A 17,094-nucleotide genomic window follows, 5' to 3' on the forward strand; every position below is an offset into this window, starting at 1 on the left:
CAACGGTCAACGGGGTTCTTTCATTTGGATATGACAAACCATTCACCTACTGGAGACTCCCATGAGCAAAGCCGTTAACGCTAAAAATATCAAAGCTGAGCCGACAGAACAACCCGCCGCCGTCCAAAACGACGACGTCAAGCCTGCCATTCAGAATGCCGTCTGGCTTCTGAAAGAGGGCAATGCCGCCAAGCTCGGCAAGCAAACCCAGGGCGGCAGCGTGGGTTACCAAGTGCTGAGCGATGTGGACCGGCTCAACATCTTCATCACGCTCACCGCCAATGTCGGCGGCACCGGTTATTTCAGCCGTGAGCTTGTCCTTTACACGAAGGTCCAAGACTGTCTGCGTCATGTAAAGCCTGGCGAACCATTCGCGTCCAAGGCGTTCAGGCAAGGACTCTTCACGGGTCGGAGCAGCAATGACGCGTCGTTTTTCGCAGCTGTCCTCCACTCACTCGGGCTGCTGAAGCGCGCTCCTGAAACGGAGTCGCAACACGTCATCGCTGGCGCGTGGGATGAGTGGCAAAAAACGATGCTGTCGGAGGCTGGCCGACTGATCCAGATAACGCTGCCCGTGCCCGGCACAAAGCCGGTTCAAGACGATGCCGATGGCGAATCCCTCGAACCCGTCGAAACCCCAAAAGCAGCAGGCAAAAAACGCCTGAAATCGCCAGTGCCTGAAAACGCGCCAGCTGTTGATGATGTAGAGCCCGGCAATGCGCATCCTGAATGATCCCTCCGCGTTGGCTGCCCTGCCGGCCGGCGTGGTGCGGACGCTGTTGCACAAACGCTTTGCCGAGTTGTCCGAAGACGAACCCTATGATCCGGCCGTCAACGGCTTTTTCATCGTCGTCGAGGCTGGCGACGGCATTGACGCTGTCGAGCAGCAATCCGGTTGCCGCCTGCTCAGCAACAGGTTCAGTGATGGCCGTTTCGGGGGTGCGAACTTCGTTCCCGACTGGGAATGCTTGACATTTCATGCTGGCCGTGACGGCTCGCCAGGATGCTTTGAGATGGTGTTCGTGCTCTGTGACGACGGGTACGGCGTGGTGATCGTGATACCACTGCAGGGCGGCATTGACCCCGCGCTTTTGGCGCTTTGTCGTGCCTACAGCAGCCCATCGCCAGAGTTCGCCGTCGATTAACCCTCAGCCTGCTTTATGGGCGCCAACCGTCCATAAACAGCTTTGCACCGCTGGGTTTGCAACTGCCTCGGGTCGCCGCCGTCGCACGCTATTTCTGACCATTATCAGGCGACGGTTTTGCCGCTTTCTGCCAATGCGCCACCTAGCCTTCCCGGCCCACTCTTTTCCTTCAATCAACTGACTTCAACCGTCTGCAAGGCGCTGGCGCGCCTGTACGGACAAGAAAGGACAACTCATGCCAAACATGCTTCCCAGTTTAAAAGACTTGCCGCCCATTCAATTTCCAACCGGGCAAGTGGTTGCGACGCCCGGCGCATTGCGCTTGTTGGCGCAGCACGGCATTTCGCCGCACCAGTTGGTATCCAGGCATGTCCGCTGCGACTATGGCAGCGTGCCCGCCGAAGACGCTGCGGCCAACAACGATGCGCTGATCCACGGTGGGCGTGTCCTATCCAGTTACCCCGTGGGAGGAGGGCGCGTGTGGATCATTACCGAGTGGGATCACTCCCTGACCTCCCTGATTTTGCTAGCCGAGTACTGACGAACTCTTTAAAAAACCGAACTGGCAGGGCTTTGCTTTATTGCCGTGCCGTCATGCAACCCCCCAACCTGAACAAATCATGAAAAAAATCAAACCGGCCTCAACCATCGTCTGATGGACATTAAAACTGCGATTTGGCCCGTCAGACACAATGTTTTACAAGTCTGGTTGCGGCCCTGAAGTGTCACCTGTGCAGTGCAGGCCGATGCGCCATGCCACCGTTTTGAAGCCATCAAAACCGGTTCAAACCCAAATGACCGGAAATACCCCGGCGCCGTTAGGTAGCGGACGCGATCCAAATTCAGCCCGCCGTGATGGGTGATTCTGGGCAAGGTTTCATGCCCCCTGCGCCTGAATGAAACGGTTCGGGCACAGGGATTTAAGAGACCTGTTTCAAGCTGCGGGGGCGTTGCCTTCATTGAAAGCCGGCTGTTAGCCGCTTCACCCCGTGGCATACTTCGACCTCAAATTAGCGCTGACCCCTCAGCGTTCAGTTTGATGGTCCGGCACTACCAAACAAGTTTCATTATTTCTATTTCGGGCGCGGCAGCCCTTGGGGACATCCCCCCGCCGATGACTTTCATCGACTCAGTGTGCCGATATAAAAATTTTTGAGGTTTGGTACGTCGGCATTCGTGCGCCTTGCGCGTCTGCTATTTCAGTAAGTTGGTTCGTGACTTGTCGCGAATTGGCATGGCTGTCGGCGGCGCCATCGCCTCCGGACCAGTCAAGCCGCCCAGTAGGAGCGAGCAATGGGTACAAGAACAATCAAACCGACGGTGCGCGCCATCAATACGCTAGCACCCTGTCCGGCCGATTCAAAATCAAAAGCAATTGAATATTCCTTTCTCGGCCATCCGGGATTGAAGCTGGCGGTGTCCAAAAACGGCGAGGGCACTTTTCATCATCGATTTGTGCTTGACGGGAAAAAGGGTGTCGAGCGGCTGGGCCGCTATCCGGACTTCACCCTTGACGAAGCCATTCAAAAGGTTCGCGAAAACCGCGCCGTGCTGGATCGCGGCGGCGACCCCCGACAGGCTCCGCGCTTGTTGAAGGCAATGCCGACTTTCGAGCACTTTGTCATCAATGACTACTTGCCGTTCGCATTCAAGGTCAAACGGGCTGCCAAGGCCGAAGAATCCAAGGTGCGAATGCACATGGTCGATTACTTCAAGGGCAAGCGGCTTGATGACATTACGGTGCGCGATGTCCAGACCTACCACATCGCCATCTCGCAAAAGCTGGCGTCCAGCACGGCAAATAGGCACTTAATGCTTTTAAGCACGATCTATGCCACTGCCCGAAGCTGGGCCGTCGTTCCAGAGACCTGCAATCCCACCGCCGGGGTAAAGCAGTTCAAGGAGCCACTGAAGCACTTGCCCCAGCTCAAGCAAGCCGACATCGCGCCATTGTTTAAAGCGATGGCCCAAGACCCGAACCAGTTGGCTGTCTCCTGCATCAAGGTAATGCTGCTGACTGGCGCACGGCGGTCCGAAGCGCAAGGCATGCTGTGGACCGCGCTGGACCTGGCGGCGGGAATTTGGGTGATTGATAAGACCAAGTCCGGCAAGACCCACGTGGTGCAGTTGAACGATGCGGCCTTGGCCGTGTTGGCTGCTGTGCCCCGAACGGCCAGTCCTTACGTCTTTCCCGGCCACGTCGATAAGAACAAGCCGCTGCACAACCCGTGCAAGGCGTTTGATCGGTGCTTGACAAAGGCAGGATTGCCACACATGCGCTTGCACAGCTTGCGTCACGCTTTTTGCTCCTTTGCCGTGGCAAGCGGCGCATCTTTATATGCTGTGCAGAATCTGGTGGGGCACTCCCATGTCGGCACGACCACCCGCTACGCAGCCTATGACAACCAAGCACTGCGCAAGGCAACGCAGCTGGTTTCATCTGTTGTCAATGACGCGATTGAAGGTTTTCCAGCAGCCTGACTTTTACAGAGGTGGGCCTGACGTTGATCCCGTCAGGTCCGAATGCCCTCAGAACAGATCAACCCGGTAGTGACTACCTTTCAAAGCTCACTAGAGGTTATGTCTGAGACCTTGAAACAAATCGGCCGATGCTCTTTATGAGAGCGCTGGCCGGGAGACACGGCAATAAAGAACAAGGGCCATTTCGGTCATTGATATTGCTTTTTCAGTTTCATTTCATCAAGGAAAATTATCATGCCTAGCCACATCAAAACCCCCAGCGGCGACCTTATTGCCCGCCTCCTGATTCAACGCGTCTCGCACATTCCGAAAAGAGGCGTGGTGGTTAAGGACAGTTTCAACCACGTGCTGGCCTACGTCGCGTTGACCGACGACGCCTTGGCCATTAAAGTGCGCGACTTGTTCAACGAAGTTGTGTTGGCAGGGCGGAATGCCAAGCAGCCCGACTGGTCATTCCTGACCCCGCCAGCACCAGCACCAGCACCAGCACCAGCGCCAGTACCAGTACCAGTACCAGTACCAGTACCAGCAGTCGTCAAGTCACCAAAGGTAGCCAAGTCAGCGAAGGTGGCCCCCGCAGCGAAACTGCCCGCCGCAGCTTCGGACACCACCACCACGGAGGCCTAAACAAAAAGATTGAACGAAGGCGCGTGACCTGCAGGAATGCGGTCCATGTGCTTTTTCTTTTTGTGGACAACCTCATGACCATCAATTCCAGCCACGAATCCGATTTTTCCCTGCCAGCCGAAGAGCGGTGTAGCTCAGGCGCAGGGGACTATATACAGCAGACATACACCGACCCCCTTTCAGAGCTTGAACTTGACCCTTTCGATGATTCTTTTTTTGACCCTGAAGCCGACCTTGAACGGCAATTGCAGGTTGCCGACAACGAACTCAAGGATTTTGCGGCTGATCCGACAAGGCCTTGCCCCGGACGCGGCCCCGAACTCCACGTCGGCCTGGACGCCGAGTGGGAGTTCGACCCAGTGACAAACCAGAACAACATTCTTTCAGTGCAGTTTTTTCTGATCGGTGAACACGGCTCCTATCCCCGCGTCATGTATCCCAAGGGTTTTCACAAGGATGACCGGCTCAACTTTGCCAAATCACTAGCCACGGTCATTGCCGAGGCGATGGCCAAGGGCTTTGTATATGAATGGCCCTCGCGCATCATTGTTTGCGGCTTTGTTGTGCGGGTTGACCTTGCGGCTTTTTCTGATCTGGCCCAGTTCAAGCACCAGATCGACAATGTGGGCGGGCGCGCTGCCACTCTTGGGAAAGACGCCGTCTTGGAGGCGGAGCTTGACCCACAGGATGTTGCCAACATCACCCGCAACCGTTCATCAGTGGTGGATGACAACAGCGTCATGCGCTTGATGAAAATCCGATTCATTGACACAACGCGTCATGCGCCTGAGGGAACATCGCTGAAACAGATGGGCGACATTTTGGGTTGCCCTAAGTTGGATTTGCCCGAAGGCTATGACATTGCCCGCATGGGCGAGTTGCTTCAAGGTGACAAACCGGCCTTTGAGGCCTATGGACTGCGCGATGCGGAAATTCCAGTCCGGTATATGCTGAAACTGCAGGACTTTGCCCGGACGCAGACGGGAGCAAAGTCCTTGCCAGCGACAGCGAGCGGGCTGGGCGTGAAAATGTTTCTCAAATCCTTGGAGGCCAGTGGAGCGGATTACCATGACGTGTTTGGCCTGAAAACCGTTTCTGACACGCTCTATAGCAAAAGCGGCGAGCGCGGCAAGGGCGGCGTGAAAACAATCACAGAGGATGTGGCGACCGGCTTTCGCGCCATCCATGAACCGTTTATTTCGGATTGCTATCACGGCGGGCGCAACGAGTGCTATCTGTTCGGACCCACCGAAATTGGCATCTGGAACGATTTTGACTTGGCTGGGGCTTACACGACCGGCCTGGTGGACCTGTGCCATTTCGAGTACAGAGTGAAGTTCACGACAAATCCTGAAGATTTCCGAGGCCATACCCTGGGCTTCGCATGGGTGAAGTTCTCCCATCCCGAGACGGTCCGATACCCTGTCCTGCCGGTTCGCCATGAGCGGCTGGGTTTGGTGTTTCCGATGGCGGGCGAGAGTTACTGCACCGCGCCGGAAATCGAAGTCGCCTTGAGTCTGGGGTGTGAGATTGAAGTGCTGCATGGCATCGTCTATACGTGGAAAACCGGTGATGACCGCATCTTCGAGCCTTTCACCAAGCGCATCCGCGAACTGCGGGCCGCGCATCCCAAGGGCAGCCTGCGTGAACAGTACGCCAAGCTGCTGGGCAACTCCTGTTATGGCAAAACGGCTCAGGGCTTGCACGAAAAGCGCGTGTTTGAATCTCGCACTCTGAAGACGGTGAATTTGCCGCATTCGCAGATCACCAACGCGGCGATGGCGGCTCACACCACCGGCTTTGTGCGCGCTGTGCTGGCTGAAACCATGAACAGCATTCCTGCCCATCATCAGGTCGTCAGCGTGACCACTGATGGGTTTTTGACGACAGCCGATCAAAAGGATCTGGACTTGAACGGTCCCATGGCGAGGCGCTATCAGGCCTTGTGCGAGCGCGTCGCGCCAGATAAGGGCATGCTGGAATGCAAGCATCAGGTCAGCCAGCTCATCCCGTTTAGGACCCGTGGGCAGCTGACGGCCGAGCCCTATGGTGATGGCGACGTCGTGCTGGCGAAAGCCGGTGTCTCGCCGCCGCCTTCGCTTCGAAAGAAGGACCACAACGCCTACATGCTGGACTTGTTTCTCAACCGCCAGACCGGCGACAAGACGCAGACCCGCTCTTTCACATCCATGCGCGATCAGTGGGTCACCGGCGAGGATGTGTTCATGAAAACGCAGGATGTTTCGCTCAACATGGAGTTTGATATGAAACGCCGTCCCTGCAACCCTTCGATGCGTGCTGCGCATGGAGTGGAGCACTTAGTGTTTGAAACGGTGCCCTGGCCGACCGCCAGCGAGGGCGAGCGCGCGCGTGCCTATTTTGATGAATGGCGGCGCAAGAACTGCTTGAAAACACTGGATGACTACCAGCGCTGGCAGGAGCACTACCAGTTTGCTGGTGCCAGGGCCAAGCGACAAAAAGCTGGCGCACGGGGCACGGGCATTAACGCGACGGCTGAAGGCACTTTAGGGCTGGCCCGGCGGGGGTTTTTGCGTGCTTATGCACAAGGTGCCTGGGGGCTGACGCGGACCATGAGCTACCCTCAGCTTGCCGCCTGGCTGACTGCCCTGGGGTATCCGACAAAGGCCGATGAACTCAAGAATGCGAAGCGCGCCTCGCTGGTTGAGGGCGTGGTGCCAGACTCGCCGCAGGTCAGGGCGTTGCTCGATGTCTTGAAAGCGCAGTTTCCGGCGCTTGAGGTTGATCAGTTCCTGGTGGTGCCGACAGGGACGTGACCTGCTAGCCAGCGCTGGTTTTTAGTGCCCATGCAGTTCAGCTTGCATGGGCATTTTTACTGGCTGGGCTCTAGCTGGTTTTCTTCACGGTTCAAAACGAAGTGGATTAATTTTTCTTGAAAACATGCGAATGTGTTGCAATTTGTATCAAAGTCGTTATTCTCAACGCACATTGAGTATTAAAGGCCGTTATGAAACTTTCAGCTGTCATCCTTGAGAACTATCGCGGCTACAACATGCGGACCCGCATCGAAATCGAAGATTTAACCGCGTTCATCGGCAAAAACGATGCAGGCAAGTCAACAATTTTGGAGGCACTTGAGCTCTTCTTCAATGATGGCAAGCCCGAGCATAGCGATGTGTGCGTTCATGGCAGTGCATCCATCATTCGTATCGGGTGTGCATTCACCAGCCTACCTTTCGAGATCGTGATCGACACCGCAGCACCTACCACGCTAGCGGCCGAACAGTTGTTGAACGAGTATGGCGAACTGGAAATCGTTAAGGTGTGGGATACAACCGCCAAAATCTTGAAAGAAGCTGTTTATGCGGTGGCGATGCACCCCACAAATACCGATGTTGACGACCTGCTCACTCTGAAGAACACAGAACTGAAAGCTAGAGTCAAAAAACTTGCTCTCGATGAGGCATCTGTAAATCTCACAATCAACGCAGGCATGCGGCAGGCCATCCGGGCCGCCTGCCAACCTCTTACGTTAGAGCGCAGAGCGATCCCTCTCGACAAGGAAGACGCCAAAAAGGTGTGGGATCAACTTAAGGCGCAGCTGCCTATGTACGCACTTTTTCGCTCGGATCGGTCGAGCCAAGACGGCGATGAAGAAGTTCAGAATCCACTAAAGTTTGCGATTACGCAAGCCCTCAAGGAACAGGCCGAAAAGTTAAAAGAGATTGAGGATGCGGTGAGGGCACGTGCAGTGGACGTCGCAAACCGAACCCTTGCAAAGCTCAAAGAGATGGACAGCCGCCTGGCAAGCGAACTGACACCCTTTTTCAAGGCGGACCCTAAATGGGACGTTTTCAAGTTTGGGCTTATGGGCGATAACGGGATTCCAATCAACAAGCGTGGAAGCGGCGTCCGACGGCTGATTCTGCTGAACTTCTTCCGCGCTGAGGCCGAGCGTAGGCGTTCCGCAAAAGGCGCGCTAAACGTCATTTACGCAATTGAAGAGCCGGAAACTTCGCAACATCCCGACAATCAGCGGCTTCTTGTTCAGGCGTTGAAAGAGCTTGCCAATGATGACAATACGCAGGTCCTCCTTACGTCCCACACGCCTGGCTTGGCGGGTCTGTTACCCAGCGACAGCTTAAGGTGCGTTCGGAAGCAGGAAGACGGAACAGCGGTCGTTAGCCACTGCAAGGATGACGATGACCTTAACGCAATCGCAAATGACCTTGGTGTATTGCCTGATCGGCGGGTTCAGGTGCTGGTTTTTGTAGAAGGACCGAATGACATCGAGTTTTTCGAACGCATTGCCACACTGCTTAAGCCAACCATGGCTGACGTTGTGGACTTTATCAACGACAAACGCGTGGCCTTAGTGCCTCTGGGTGGAAGCTCCCTCAAGCAATGGGTGGAAAAACACTATCTGCGGAATCTAGGCCTGCCGCAAGTCCACATTTACGATCGCGACGATGCAACGCCACCGAAGTACGAAAAAGAACTAAACGAAGTCAATGCGCGCAATGACAAGTCGTGGGCAGTTATGACGACAAAGCGCGAGCTTGAAAACTACCTTCATGTCGATGCGATCGCAGAGGGGTTGAATGTCATCGCGGTCAATTTCACCGGCACTTGCGACGTACCGCTGATCGTGGCGCAGTCGGTCCACGAAACAGCCGTTGGCGCAAAGCCGTGGGCGGAAGTCTTGGCCGATCGCAAAGAGCTGGGCAACAAGGTAAACCAAGTCAAGAAGCGGTTGAACCGTGACGCAGCTAGCAGGATGACCCTTGCCAGGCTAGCCGATAGCGATGACGCTGGCGAGTTGTCTAGCTGGCTGACGCGGATTCACGCGATGCTTGATTAGATTCGCGATGCCGGTCGGTATGCATAGGGACTGGGCTGGGCTTTTGCTGGTCTTTTCAAGGGTCAAGCTGCTTGAATGCGCTGTCCATAAAAAGTTTCTACCCGGAAGATAGCGACGCCGACACTTTTTCATGAACAAAACCGGCCGGTCTTTCGCCGGTCTTTGGTTTGCTTTTCGTTGCATCAAGCGCTGCCAACACAACATCCAATGGCCGCTTGAAGGCTGGAAAAACAGCCAGGCAAGGGTCCAGGCCGGGCGGATTAGGGTTCTATCGGAAACAAACAATCTCAGGTTGTGGGAGCCTAGCAAGACCCTGATGCGACGACCTGTTGAACAGTTGGTCTGAGCGACAAACGAATTGAAAATCCTTGTGTCGGTGGTTCGATTCCGCCCCAGGCCACCAAGGTTTACCTTGCAAAAAAGCCAACCCATGCGGTTGGCTTTTTTGTTTCCGAGTGTGAACACTCCTTGCGTCCGGTCTATTTCCGGTCAGCGGCTTTCCTCGGAAAACTTCCCCCACTTCTCCCCCTGCCGATGACTTTTCCGTGGGCCGTGTTCGCCAGTCGATATTTCGCACTGACACTACTGGCACACCGACACTGAACATGGGTGTTCGACGTGCCAGTGTGCCAGTTGTGCCAGAAGGAACTATCAGCGGTTATCCGAGCCGAAAGACAGATACGAAACTTTTCTTAGGCTTTCTTCACAGTTACGGGACAATACACAGACTATGGCAACCGCAGATCAGCTCAAAGCACTGCTTCGCTCCCACCTAGAAGGCGATGATCGCCATTTCTATTCGGTAGCGATGCAGGTGGCTGCGCACGAGGCAAAGCAAGGTCATGGACGGCTTGCTGAAGAGATGCGCGAACTGATCGATGCAGCCAAGGCAAAGCGCGTGCCTAACGAAATTTCGGCTGCTCCAGTGCCTCTGGCAAGGCCGAAAGGCGAACTGGCTTCGTTGCTAAGTGTTTCTTACCCTAGTCGCCGCTTTGGCGATATGGTGCTCTCCAATGACGTAGAACACAGCTTGCAGCGCGTTCTCAAGGAGCAGCGGTACATGACAAAGCTGCGTGAACATGGGTTGCATCCACGTCGAAAAATTCTATTGGTGGGACCTTCTGGAACAGGAAAGACAATGACCGCTGCGGCCCTGGCCGGTGAGTTGGGGGTGCCTTTGTTTGTTGTTCGCCTAGATGCGCTCATCACAAAATTCATGGGTGAGACGGCTGCGAAACTGCGACAGGTCTTCGACGCGGTCCAGTCAACGCGGGGGGTGTATTTCTTCGACGAGTTCGATGCTATCGGCAGTCAGCGAGGTTTAGCCAACGATGTTGGTGAGGTTCGTCGAATTCTCAACAGTTTTCTGTTGATGATTGAGCAAGACGACTCAAGCAGCGTGATCGTGGCTGCGACCAATCATCCCGAAATTTTGGATCAAGCTCTCTTTCGACGCTTCGACGATGTGATCGAGTACCACGTTCCCTCGCCTGACGAAATTCATAAACTGCTGCAAGTGAGAGTGGCTCGCTACATGCGCGGCACGAAAAAGGTCTGGAACGATCTTGTCGCTGCAGCGGGCGGGCTTAGCCATGCCGACATATCGCGGGCTATAGATGACACGCTTAAGGATGCTGTTATGCGGGATGTCGACCAGATTGTGCCGGCAGCATTGCTGAAGCTACTGGAAAGCCGGCAGGCTGCAAAAAAGCGTACTGACGGTCATGGAAAACAATAATTAGATATCTATGGCCACAGGCGCACTCCGACCCCATATCTTTCTTCAAAACACCAGCAGAACAGAGCACTTTACAGCGCCTTCAATGGGCGGAGGCAGCCCTACAGTGGTTCCGCCGCAAAATCGACAGATGCACGCAGCGGAACTTCGACAGCAGTTTGCACAAGTCGAAGTGGCCCAGCAAGCACTCATAGCTCAACAGCAGCAAGCTAACGTTCAAACAGCCATCGGCGTGCAGGTCGAATTCGAAAGCATGCATGGAGTAAAGATGGCTGCTGAAAGCTTGGCTCGGGGTAAGCGTCCGCCCAGTACCCGTATTGAAACTCAAGACTCTGTGTGGTTGAGCCACTGGTTGATTTGGGCCACGTCGAATGCGGCAGGGTCAAACGGGCGGCCGATCCATTTTTTAAGTTCGTCGTGCTCCGGGTGGGCTGGATCGGCCAATGCCTGCACGAAGTCCTCGTAGCCCGGCGCGCCGCCTACATCCTCAGGCGGACAGGCGTTTTCTCCGGCCAGGCACAACGCCAGCGACAGCGGCGCGTCAAGCGTGACGGTTTTTTCCACCTTGACCTTGTGGCGCCAGTTGTCCCCGAAGTCGTAGACGTAGAGGAACGTCCTGCGCGCGCACAGCGCCTCTTCAAGCGTGACGCTGGCCTCATCGATCACGCCTTCAGGCAAGTCCCAATCCGGCTCCAACGGGCCGTAATTAGCATCGGCAAAGACGAACTCATGCAGATGCCCGCCTTGCCAGCCCGTGCCCCACAGGAGCGCGACATGCAGGCGCGAGAGGTCGATCGTGGTGGGCACCAAGAGGCGGCGCCAGACCTTGGGGTACACCCATTCAAGCTCGACATGGAGTTGGTACGCCCGCAGTTCGCCATTTGCATTGGCTGCGGTTTTGGCCCCGGGTTTCTTCGCGCCTCCTGGCAGTCGGTGCAGCTTGGCAGTCATGTTTGGCTACTGTAGCGAAATCGGTGGACAGGCCGTGGCCCGCATCAGGCTGCGCGCGCCATGTCCTGCGTTTGCTGGGCTGCTGGCCACGCAGGCCGGAGCCGCTCGGCCACCCGCCAGGGCAGCAACTCGTCAATCCGGTTGATCGGATGGTCGGCAATGCGCTCCAGCACATGGTGCAGGTAGGCCTGGGGATCAATGCCATTGAGCTTGCACGAGCCGATCAGGGTGTAAATCACGGCGGCGCGCTCGCCGCCGGCGTCTGAGCCAAAGTGCAGGTAATTCTTACGCCCGAGGACGACTGCGCGCAGCGCCCGCTCGGCCGCGTTGTTGTCCATCTCGATGTGCCCGTCGTCCACGAAACGCGTGAGCGCCTGCCAATGGTTCAGCGAGTAACCAATGGCCTGCGCCATGGACGACTTGGCCGAGAGCTGGCCAAGGGCGTCATGGAGCCAGCCGTGCATCGCCTCGACCAGGGGTTTGGCGCGGCTTTGCCGCTGGCGCCGGCGTTCCTCTGCGGGCTTGCCCCGAATGTCTTTCTCGATGGCGTACAGCACCCCGATGCGCAGCAGCGCCTGATGGGCCAGCGTGCCGGGCATCTCGTCCTGTCCCTTGTGGATTTCATAGTACTTTCTCCGGGCATGAGCCCAGCAAGCCGCTTCGACGACCTGGCCATCGGCAAACAGGGCGTCGTAGCCCGCGAACGCGTCGGCCTGCAAGGTGCCGGCAAAGCCCGCGAGGTGGCCCCTGGGATGCTCGCCTTTGCGGTCCGGGGAATACTGAAACCACACCGCTGGCGGCGACGCATCGCCGCTTGGCCTGTCATCGCGCGCGTACACCCACAGCCGGGCCGTGCGGGTCGTGCCACGGCCCGGGCTGAGCACCGGCACGGGCGTGTCATCGGTGTGGATCTTGCCCGCCCGCAGGACGTAGCGGCGCACGGCATCGGCCAAAGGCTGGAGCAGCCGCGCCGCGCCGGCCACCCAGTCCGCCAGCGTGGAGCGCTCAAGCACCACGCCCTGGCGGGCGTAGATCTGGCTCTGGCGGTACAGCGGCAGGTGGTCGCAGAACTTGCCCACCAACACCTGCGTGATGAGTCCGGCGCCTGCCAGGCCACGATCAATGGGACGGCTCGGCGCGGAAGCCTGCACGATCGTGTGACAGCGGACACAGGCGAGTCTGGGGCGCACGTGGCGCACGACCCGGAAGCTGCCAGGCTGGTACTCCAGCACTTCGGAGGTGTCCTGGCCAATTTGGCGCAGTTCGGTGCCGCACCCCGGGCAAGTGCAGTCGCTTGATGCGAGGTGAATCATCTCCTGGCGCGGCAGATGCCCGGGCAGTTGGCGGGGGGCGGTGCGGCGGGAAGCGGCCTGGCGCTTTTTGCGGGCGTCCTCAAGGTCGGCGACGGGGGCGCCTTGCAAGGCCTCCCCCGCGTCACCCGCTGGCACGAGTGCCACGCCAGGCGCCTGCACTTGTGACTGGGCGCTGTCCACCTTCTCGCTCGAGCGCCCGTAGCGCATGCGCCTGAGATGGAACAGCTCCAGCGTGAGTTTGTCGATGGCCAGGCGCAGCGCGCCGATCTGCTCGTCACGCTGCGCGACGCCTTGCTTCAAGGCATCGATTTGTTGCAGCAGCGCGTGTGAACTCATGGGCGCCACTTTGCCAGCAAAACCGGCACGCCAAAAGAAGGGGTTTCACGGTTGCGGGTAGCCCCCGCATGTGGTGTTACCTCCACCCGGCTCCCCGTGCGCGCCCCTTCGGCAGAGCAGGTCATCCGTTCATGAACTCAGGCAGCGAGCGTGGGCTGCCAGGTGCGCACCGGCATGCGCCAGTCGATGCCTTCGAGCAGCATGGACAACTGCGCCGGGCTCAGCGAGACCGCCCCGGCGTCGGCCTGCGGCCAGACGAAGCGGCCCCTCTCCAGGCGCTTGGCAAACAGGCACATGCCCTGGCCGTCCCACCACAGCAGTTTGACGATGTCACCGCGCCGGCCCCGAAAGACAAACACATGGCCCGAGAAGGGATCTTGCGCCAGCGCGCCTTGCGCCAAGGCGGCCAGGCCGTCAAAGCCTCGGCGCATGTCCGTCAGGCCAGCGGCCAGCCACACGCGCGTGCCCGCCGGCAGGCCGATCACGGCGCGTCCCGCAGGGCCTGGAGCACGCAGCGCACACTGGCCGGATCGACGCTGCCGCGCAGTCGCACGCGCGCGCCGCCCACTTCAATCTCGATGACGCCGGCCGCCGGTGCCCGCACCGTTGGCGCTGGCAAATCGATGACCGCGCTTGCCGGTGGCAAGGGATCCATCGTGACCGGCAGCAGTACGGCCTGCGTGACGGGCTTGAGCCGCGCCGGGCGGCCAGATTGTGCGCGCCGCCACTTGAACAGCAAATTGGCATTGATGCCGTGCGCCAGCGCGATGGCCGCGACCGAGGCGCCGGCCTGCTCGGTCAGCTTGACGAGCTTGCGTTTGAAGGCTGCGCTGTGTCTGCGCTTGGTGGCCTTGAGGGGATCTTTGGGAGGTTCCATGACGGTGTGCACTTGTCCGGGTTGAGTGCACACCATGATGGCGTGCAACTCCCCGGATACTGCCCGGCCCATCAACCTCGCGCAAGAATGGTATTCGTCGGACGCTTACGGCTCGGGATCACAGCGGCATTGAGCTAATGAATGTGCGTAAGGTGGGTGACCAGGTTTTTGCTACCGTGTTTGTGCCAGACGGAAAAATCCTTCACTTTGAGAATTTGTTGGTGGACTACGTTGCTGAGCGAAAAAATTCGCTTCAGCGTCCTATAGACAACCAAAAACTCGTCGACGCCATCCGGTCAGTTCGTGTTGCCACCTTCGACGCTGTGTGGACTGACTCTACTGAGGTACTTCCGACCGACGACCAGCAGGCGATCTGGTGGGAGGTATGGTTGCCCGCCGGCCAACATCGGCAGCAATCTATTGATGATTTTCGCCACCTTGCTTCGCTGGCTGGAATGCAGACCCGAGAACGAGCGCTGTTCTTCCCGGAGCGATCAGTCGTAACATTGCATGGGACAAAGGCGCAGCTACTTCAAGCCCCGCTTCTGCTGAACTCCATCGCTGAGCTACGGCGTGCGAAAGACACTGCCGCTTTCTTTGACTCCCTTAATCCTCACGAACAGGCTGAGTGGGCCAATGAATTGCAGTCGCGGCTTGGTACCGGTAATACTGAGGAAAATTCGCTCTATGTGACACTTCTAGACACCGGCGTTAACAACGGCCATCCGCTGCTTGCGCCATTTGTGGCTAGTGCCGACCTGCATAGTGTGGAGCCTGGTTGGGGCGTTGCCGATGCTGACGGTCATGGAACTGAACTTGCTGGACTATCATTGCTCGGCGATCTCGGACCTGCATTGGCTGATGGTATGCCTTTGCTCGTTGCTCATAGACTTGAATCAGTTAAGGTTCTGCAGCACGCTGGTGGAAACCAAGGTGAATCATACGGCGACTTGACAATAGAGGCCGTAGGACGTGTTGAGATATCCGCCGCAAATCGTCGGCGAATCTTCAGTATGTCTGTGACCGCTGATGACGGGCGCGACCGTGGTCGACCGTCTTCTTGGTCGGCAGTCATTGATCGCCTAGCTTCCGATTATGAATATCAGGGCGCGACCCCACGTTTGTTTTTCCTTTCAGCAGGCAATACTCAGGACACCCATGCATGGGCTGAGCATCCAGCCAGTCTGGCAACCAATGGAATTCAGGATCCATCTCAGGCATGGAATGCCATTACGGTTGGTGCCTACTCTCAGTTGACCAACATCACTGAACCCAACATGGCACATTACCAAGCCATTGCAGCCGTGGATGATTTGAGTCCGTTCACAACCACTTCGTGTACATGGTCCTCCGACTGGCCCTTCAAGCCAGACATCGTCATGGAGGGGGGGAATGCAGCGATTGAGCCGGGCGGGTTTACTAGCACAGCGTCGAGTCTTTCGCTGCTTACAACCCATCGCGAGCCTTTGCTACGGTCCTTCACGACCACACACGCCACCAGCGCAGCTACGGCGCTTGCAACCAAGCTTGGTGCAGAAATTGGGGTTGCTTATCCCTCGTTTTGGCCGGAGACCGTGCGAGCCCTTATGGTTCATTCGGCGCGCTGGACGCCAAAGATGCTGGAGCAGTATCTCGGCCATCAGAAAAGCCGAGTCTCGCTCACGAGGTTGCTGCGCCATTGCGGCTACGGTGTGCCAAATGTACAACGCGCATTGTGGAGCGCCGCGAATTCGCTGACCCTGATCGTGCAAGACCAGTTGCAGCCCTATGAAAAGGTCAAGAGTGCCATCAAGACGCGGGATATGCATCTCCATGCTTTGCCATGGCCGACCGACATACTGGAGGGCTTGGGCAATACGAATGTCACCTTGCGCGTGACACTTTCCTACTTTATTGAACCAAATCCTGGTGACCGGGGCGCAGCCAATAAATATGCGTATCAGTCGCATGCACTACGCTTCGCCGTTCGCCGACCGCTGGAGAATGAAGCCACCTTTCGTGCACGTATAAATGCTCGCGCACGTGATGAAGAGGATGGGCTTCCAGCGCAAACTGTCGGTGATGGAAATTGGTTTATTGGCGAGATGTTGCGGCGCCGTGGGTCATTGTTAAGTGATACCTGGACCGGTCCCGCTGCTGAGTTGGCAAATCGTGGCCAGATCGCCATTTATCCAACAATGGGCTGGTGGCGCAATCGACCGGCTCTTGATCGACACGAGCAAATGGCGAGATATGCACTGCTGGTCTCGATTGAAGCGCCAGAGGTTGTTCAAGACCTCTACGCCGCTGTCCAGCAAGAGATCGAGCAATCTCTCGCAGTTCCTATTGAGGTGAGCTAGAAGCGCGCCTATCCAGCCTCAATGCTCCACACTGGCACACTGGCACACTGGCACACTGGCACACTGGCACACTGGCACACTGGCACACTGGCACACTGGCACTGCGCAGCAAGCATGTTTATCGTGTCGGTGTGCCGGCTGTGCCGGAAAGAACTATCAGTATGTGGTTGTACTATCGAGCAAAATAGTCAGCGATTACTCGTTTCGTGATTGGCAGTCCATCTAGATTCTTTGAGTACCGGTCAGCCGCTGTTCGTGGATTTCGGCAAGGTGCCCAAAGGAGTCAGGCAGGGGTCATAGAGGGCACTCGCACGCATGGACATGATGGACAACGGACAAGACGTTGACTACATGCCCATCGGGCTGATCAACTGTTGACGCCGACCGAAAACTGACCCACTTATAGAAGTTGTGCCGATCCAAAACTGACCCAGGTGTTTTACTTGC

At 57.2% G+C, this 17,094-nt stretch carries 15 protein-coding genes; 10 read left to right on the plus strand and 5 right to left on the minus strand.

Translation table 11 applies throughout. The features are described 5' to 3' along the window. The first annotated feature begins 61 nt into the window (after positions 1-61). The 3 genes from H4V98_RS04785 (at position 62) to H4V98_RS04795 (ending at position 1,686) form a co-directional block, all read left to right on the plus strand. The gene (locus H4V98_RS04785; protein WP_280757302.1) at positions 62-733 is read left to right on the plus strand and encodes a hypothetical protein; all 672 of its coding nucleotides are present in this window, start codon (positions 62-64) and stop codon (positions 731-733) included. Continuing rightward, positions 717-1,145, plus strand: coding sequence for a hypothetical protein (locus H4V98_RS04790; protein ID WP_280757303.1), 429 nt, complete (start codon positions 717-719; stop codon positions 1,143-1,145). The genes H4V98_RS04785 and H4V98_RS04790 overlap by 17 nt, the downstream gene beginning before the upstream one ends. A 235-nt stretch (positions 1,146-1,380) precedes the next feature. Then, entirely contained in the window at positions 1,381-1,686 is a 306-nt protein-coding gene (locus tag H4V98_RS04795) for a hypothetical protein (RefSeq protein WP_280757304.1), read from the plus strand. A gap of 824 nt (positions 1,687-2,510) precedes the next feature. Here H4V98_RS04795 and H4V98_RS04800 read toward each other — a convergent pair. Beyond that, positions 2,511-2,843 (minus strand): hypothetical protein, encoded by a 333-nt coding sequence (locus H4V98_RS04800; protein ID WP_280757305.1) that lies wholly within the window; start codon positions 2,841-2,843, stop codon positions 2,511-2,513. On the opposite strand from H4V98_RS04800, the gene H4V98_RS04805 reads away from it, so the two are divergent. The 6 genes from H4V98_RS04805 to H4V98_RS04830 all read left to right on the plus strand — a co-directional run bounded on the left by H4V98_RS04805 (position 2,844) and on the right by H4V98_RS04830 (position 10,831). After that, positions 2,844-3,626 carry a site-specific integrase gene (locus tag H4V98_RS04805; RefSeq protein WP_280757306.1) on the plus strand — a complete coding sequence of 261 codons (783 nt, stop codon included), beginning with the start codon at positions 2,844-2,846 and terminating at the stop codon, positions 3,624-3,626. 234 nt (positions 3,627-3,860) lie between these two features. Continuing rightward, entirely contained in the window at positions 3,861-4,253 is a 393-nt protein-coding gene (locus H4V98_RS04810; protein WP_280757307.1) for a hypothetical protein, read from the plus strand. 74 nt (positions 4,254-4,327) lie between these two features. Next, positions 4,328-7,048, plus strand: a complete 2,721-nt coding sequence (locus tag H4V98_RS04815) for a DNA polymerase (RefSeq protein WP_280757308.1) — start codon at positions 4,328-4,330, stop codon at positions 7,046-7,048. A 191-nt stretch (positions 7,049-7,239) separates the two neighbouring features. Continuing rightward, positions 7,240-9,093: an AAA family ATPase gene (locus H4V98_RS04820; RefSeq protein WP_280757309.1), complete on the plus strand. Its 1,854-nt coding sequence runs from the start codon at positions 7,240-7,242 to the stop codon at positions 9,091-9,093. Positions 9,094-9,223: 130 nt separating this feature from the next. Continuing rightward, entirely contained in the window at positions 9,224-9,439 is a 216-nt protein-coding gene (locus H4V98_RS04825; RefSeq protein WP_280757310.1) for a hypothetical protein, read from the plus strand. A gap of 384 nt (positions 9,440-9,823) precedes the next feature. Continuing rightward, entirely contained in the window at positions 9,824-10,831 is a 1,008-nt protein-coding gene (locus H4V98_RS04830; RefSeq protein ID WP_196865124.1) for an AAA family ATPase, read from the plus strand. 324 nt (positions 10,832-11,155) lie between these two features. Here the strand turns inward: H4V98_RS04830 and H4V98_RS04835 are convergent, their stop codons facing one another. From H4V98_RS04835 to H4V98_RS04850, 4 genes are all read right to left on the minus strand, one after another. Further along, positions 11,156-11,782 (minus strand): plasmid pRiA4b ORF-3 family protein, encoded by a 627-nt coding sequence (locus tag H4V98_RS04835; protein ID WP_280757185.1) that lies wholly within the window; start codon positions 11,780-11,782, stop codon positions 11,156-11,158. Positions 11,783-11,826: 44 nt separating this feature from the next. Beyond that, a complete protein-coding gene (locus tag H4V98_RS04840) occupies positions 11,827-13,431 on the minus strand; it encodes an IS66 family transposase (RefSeq protein ID WP_280757186.1) in 1,605 nt (534 codons plus the stop codon). Between the two features lie 137 nt (positions 13,432-13,568). Then, complete coding sequence (gene tnpB, locus H4V98_RS04845; RefSeq protein WP_280757187.1) at positions 13,569-13,916, minus strand: IS66 family insertion sequence element accessory protein TnpB; 348 nt, start codon at positions 13,914-13,916, stop codon at positions 13,569-13,571. Next, positions 13,913-14,308: a transposase gene (locus H4V98_RS04850; protein ID WP_280757188.1), complete on the minus strand. Its 396-nt coding sequence runs from the start codon at positions 14,306-14,308 to the stop codon at positions 13,913-13,915. Before H4V98_RS04850 ends, tnpB begins: the two co-directional genes overlap by 4 nt. A 137-nt stretch (positions 14,309-14,445) precedes the next feature. On the opposite strand from H4V98_RS04850, the gene H4V98_RS04855 reads away from it, so the two are divergent. Further along, positions 14,446-16,647 (plus strand): S8 family peptidase, encoded by a 2,202-nt coding sequence (locus H4V98_RS04855; RefSeq protein WP_280757311.1) that lies wholly within the window; start codon positions 14,446-14,448, stop codon positions 16,645-16,647. Positions 16,648-17,094 lie beyond the last annotated feature (447 nt).

This window comes from Polaromonas sp. CG_23.6 (genome assembly GCF_029892315.1).
In the GTDB taxonomy this organism is placed as follows: Bacteria; Pseudomonadota; Gammaproteobacteria; order Burkholderiales; family Burkholderiaceae_C; genus Polaromonas.

What these genes read in the sequence shown, in the direction of transcription:
- H4V98_RS04785 (WP_280757302.1), top strand. Translation starts at nt 62, where the DNA reads ATGAGCAAAGCCGTTAACGCTAAAAATATCAAAGCTGAGCCGACAGAA.
- H4V98_RS04790 (WP_280757303.1), top strand. Translation starts at nt 717, where the DNA reads ATGCGCATCCTGAATGATCCCTCCGCGTTGGCTGCCCTGCCGGCCGGC.
- H4V98_RS04795 (WP_280757304.1), top strand. Translation starts at nt 1,381, where the DNA reads ATGCCAAACATGCTTCCCAGTTTAAAAGACTTGCCGCCCATTCAATTT.
- H4V98_RS04805 (WP_280757306.1), top strand. Translation starts at nt 2,844, where the DNA reads ATGGTCGATTACTTCAAGGGCAAGCGGCTTGATGACATTACGGTGCGC.
- H4V98_RS04810 (WP_280757307.1), top strand. Translation starts at nt 3,861, where the DNA reads ATGCCTAGCCACATCAAAACCCCCAGCGGCGACCTTATTGCCCGCCTC.
- H4V98_RS04815 (WP_280757308.1), top strand. Translation starts at nt 4,328, where the DNA reads ATGACCATCAATTCCAGCCACGAATCCGATTTTTCCCTGCCAGCCGAA.
- H4V98_RS04820 (WP_280757309.1), top strand. Translation starts at nt 7,240, where the DNA reads ATGAAACTTTCAGCTGTCATCCTTGAGAACTATCGCGGCTACAACATG.
- H4V98_RS04825 (WP_280757310.1), top strand. Translation starts at nt 9,224, where the DNA reads ATGAACAAAACCGGCCGGTCTTTCGCCGGTCTTTGGTTTGCTTTTCGT.
- H4V98_RS04830 (WP_196865124.1), top strand. Translation starts at nt 9,824, where the DNA reads ATGGCAACCGCAGATCAGCTCAAAGCACTGCTTCGCTCCCACCTAGAA.
- H4V98_RS04835 (WP_280757185.1), bottom strand. Translation starts at nt 11,782, where the DNA reads ATGACTGCCAAGCTGCACCGACTGCCAGGAGGCGCGAAGAAACCCGGG.
- H4V98_RS04840 (WP_280757186.1), bottom strand. Translation starts at nt 13,431, where the DNA reads ATGAGTTCACACGCGCTGCTGCAACAAATCGATGCCTTGAAGCAAGGC.
- H4V98_RS04850 (WP_280757188.1), bottom strand. Translation starts at nt 14,308, where the DNA reads ATGGAACCTCCCAAAGATCCCCTCAAGGCCACCAAGCGCAGACACAGC.
- H4V98_RS04855 (WP_280757311.1), top strand. Translation starts at nt 14,446, where the DNA reads ATGAATGTGCGTAAGGTGGGTGACCAGGTTTTTGCTACCGTGTTTGTG.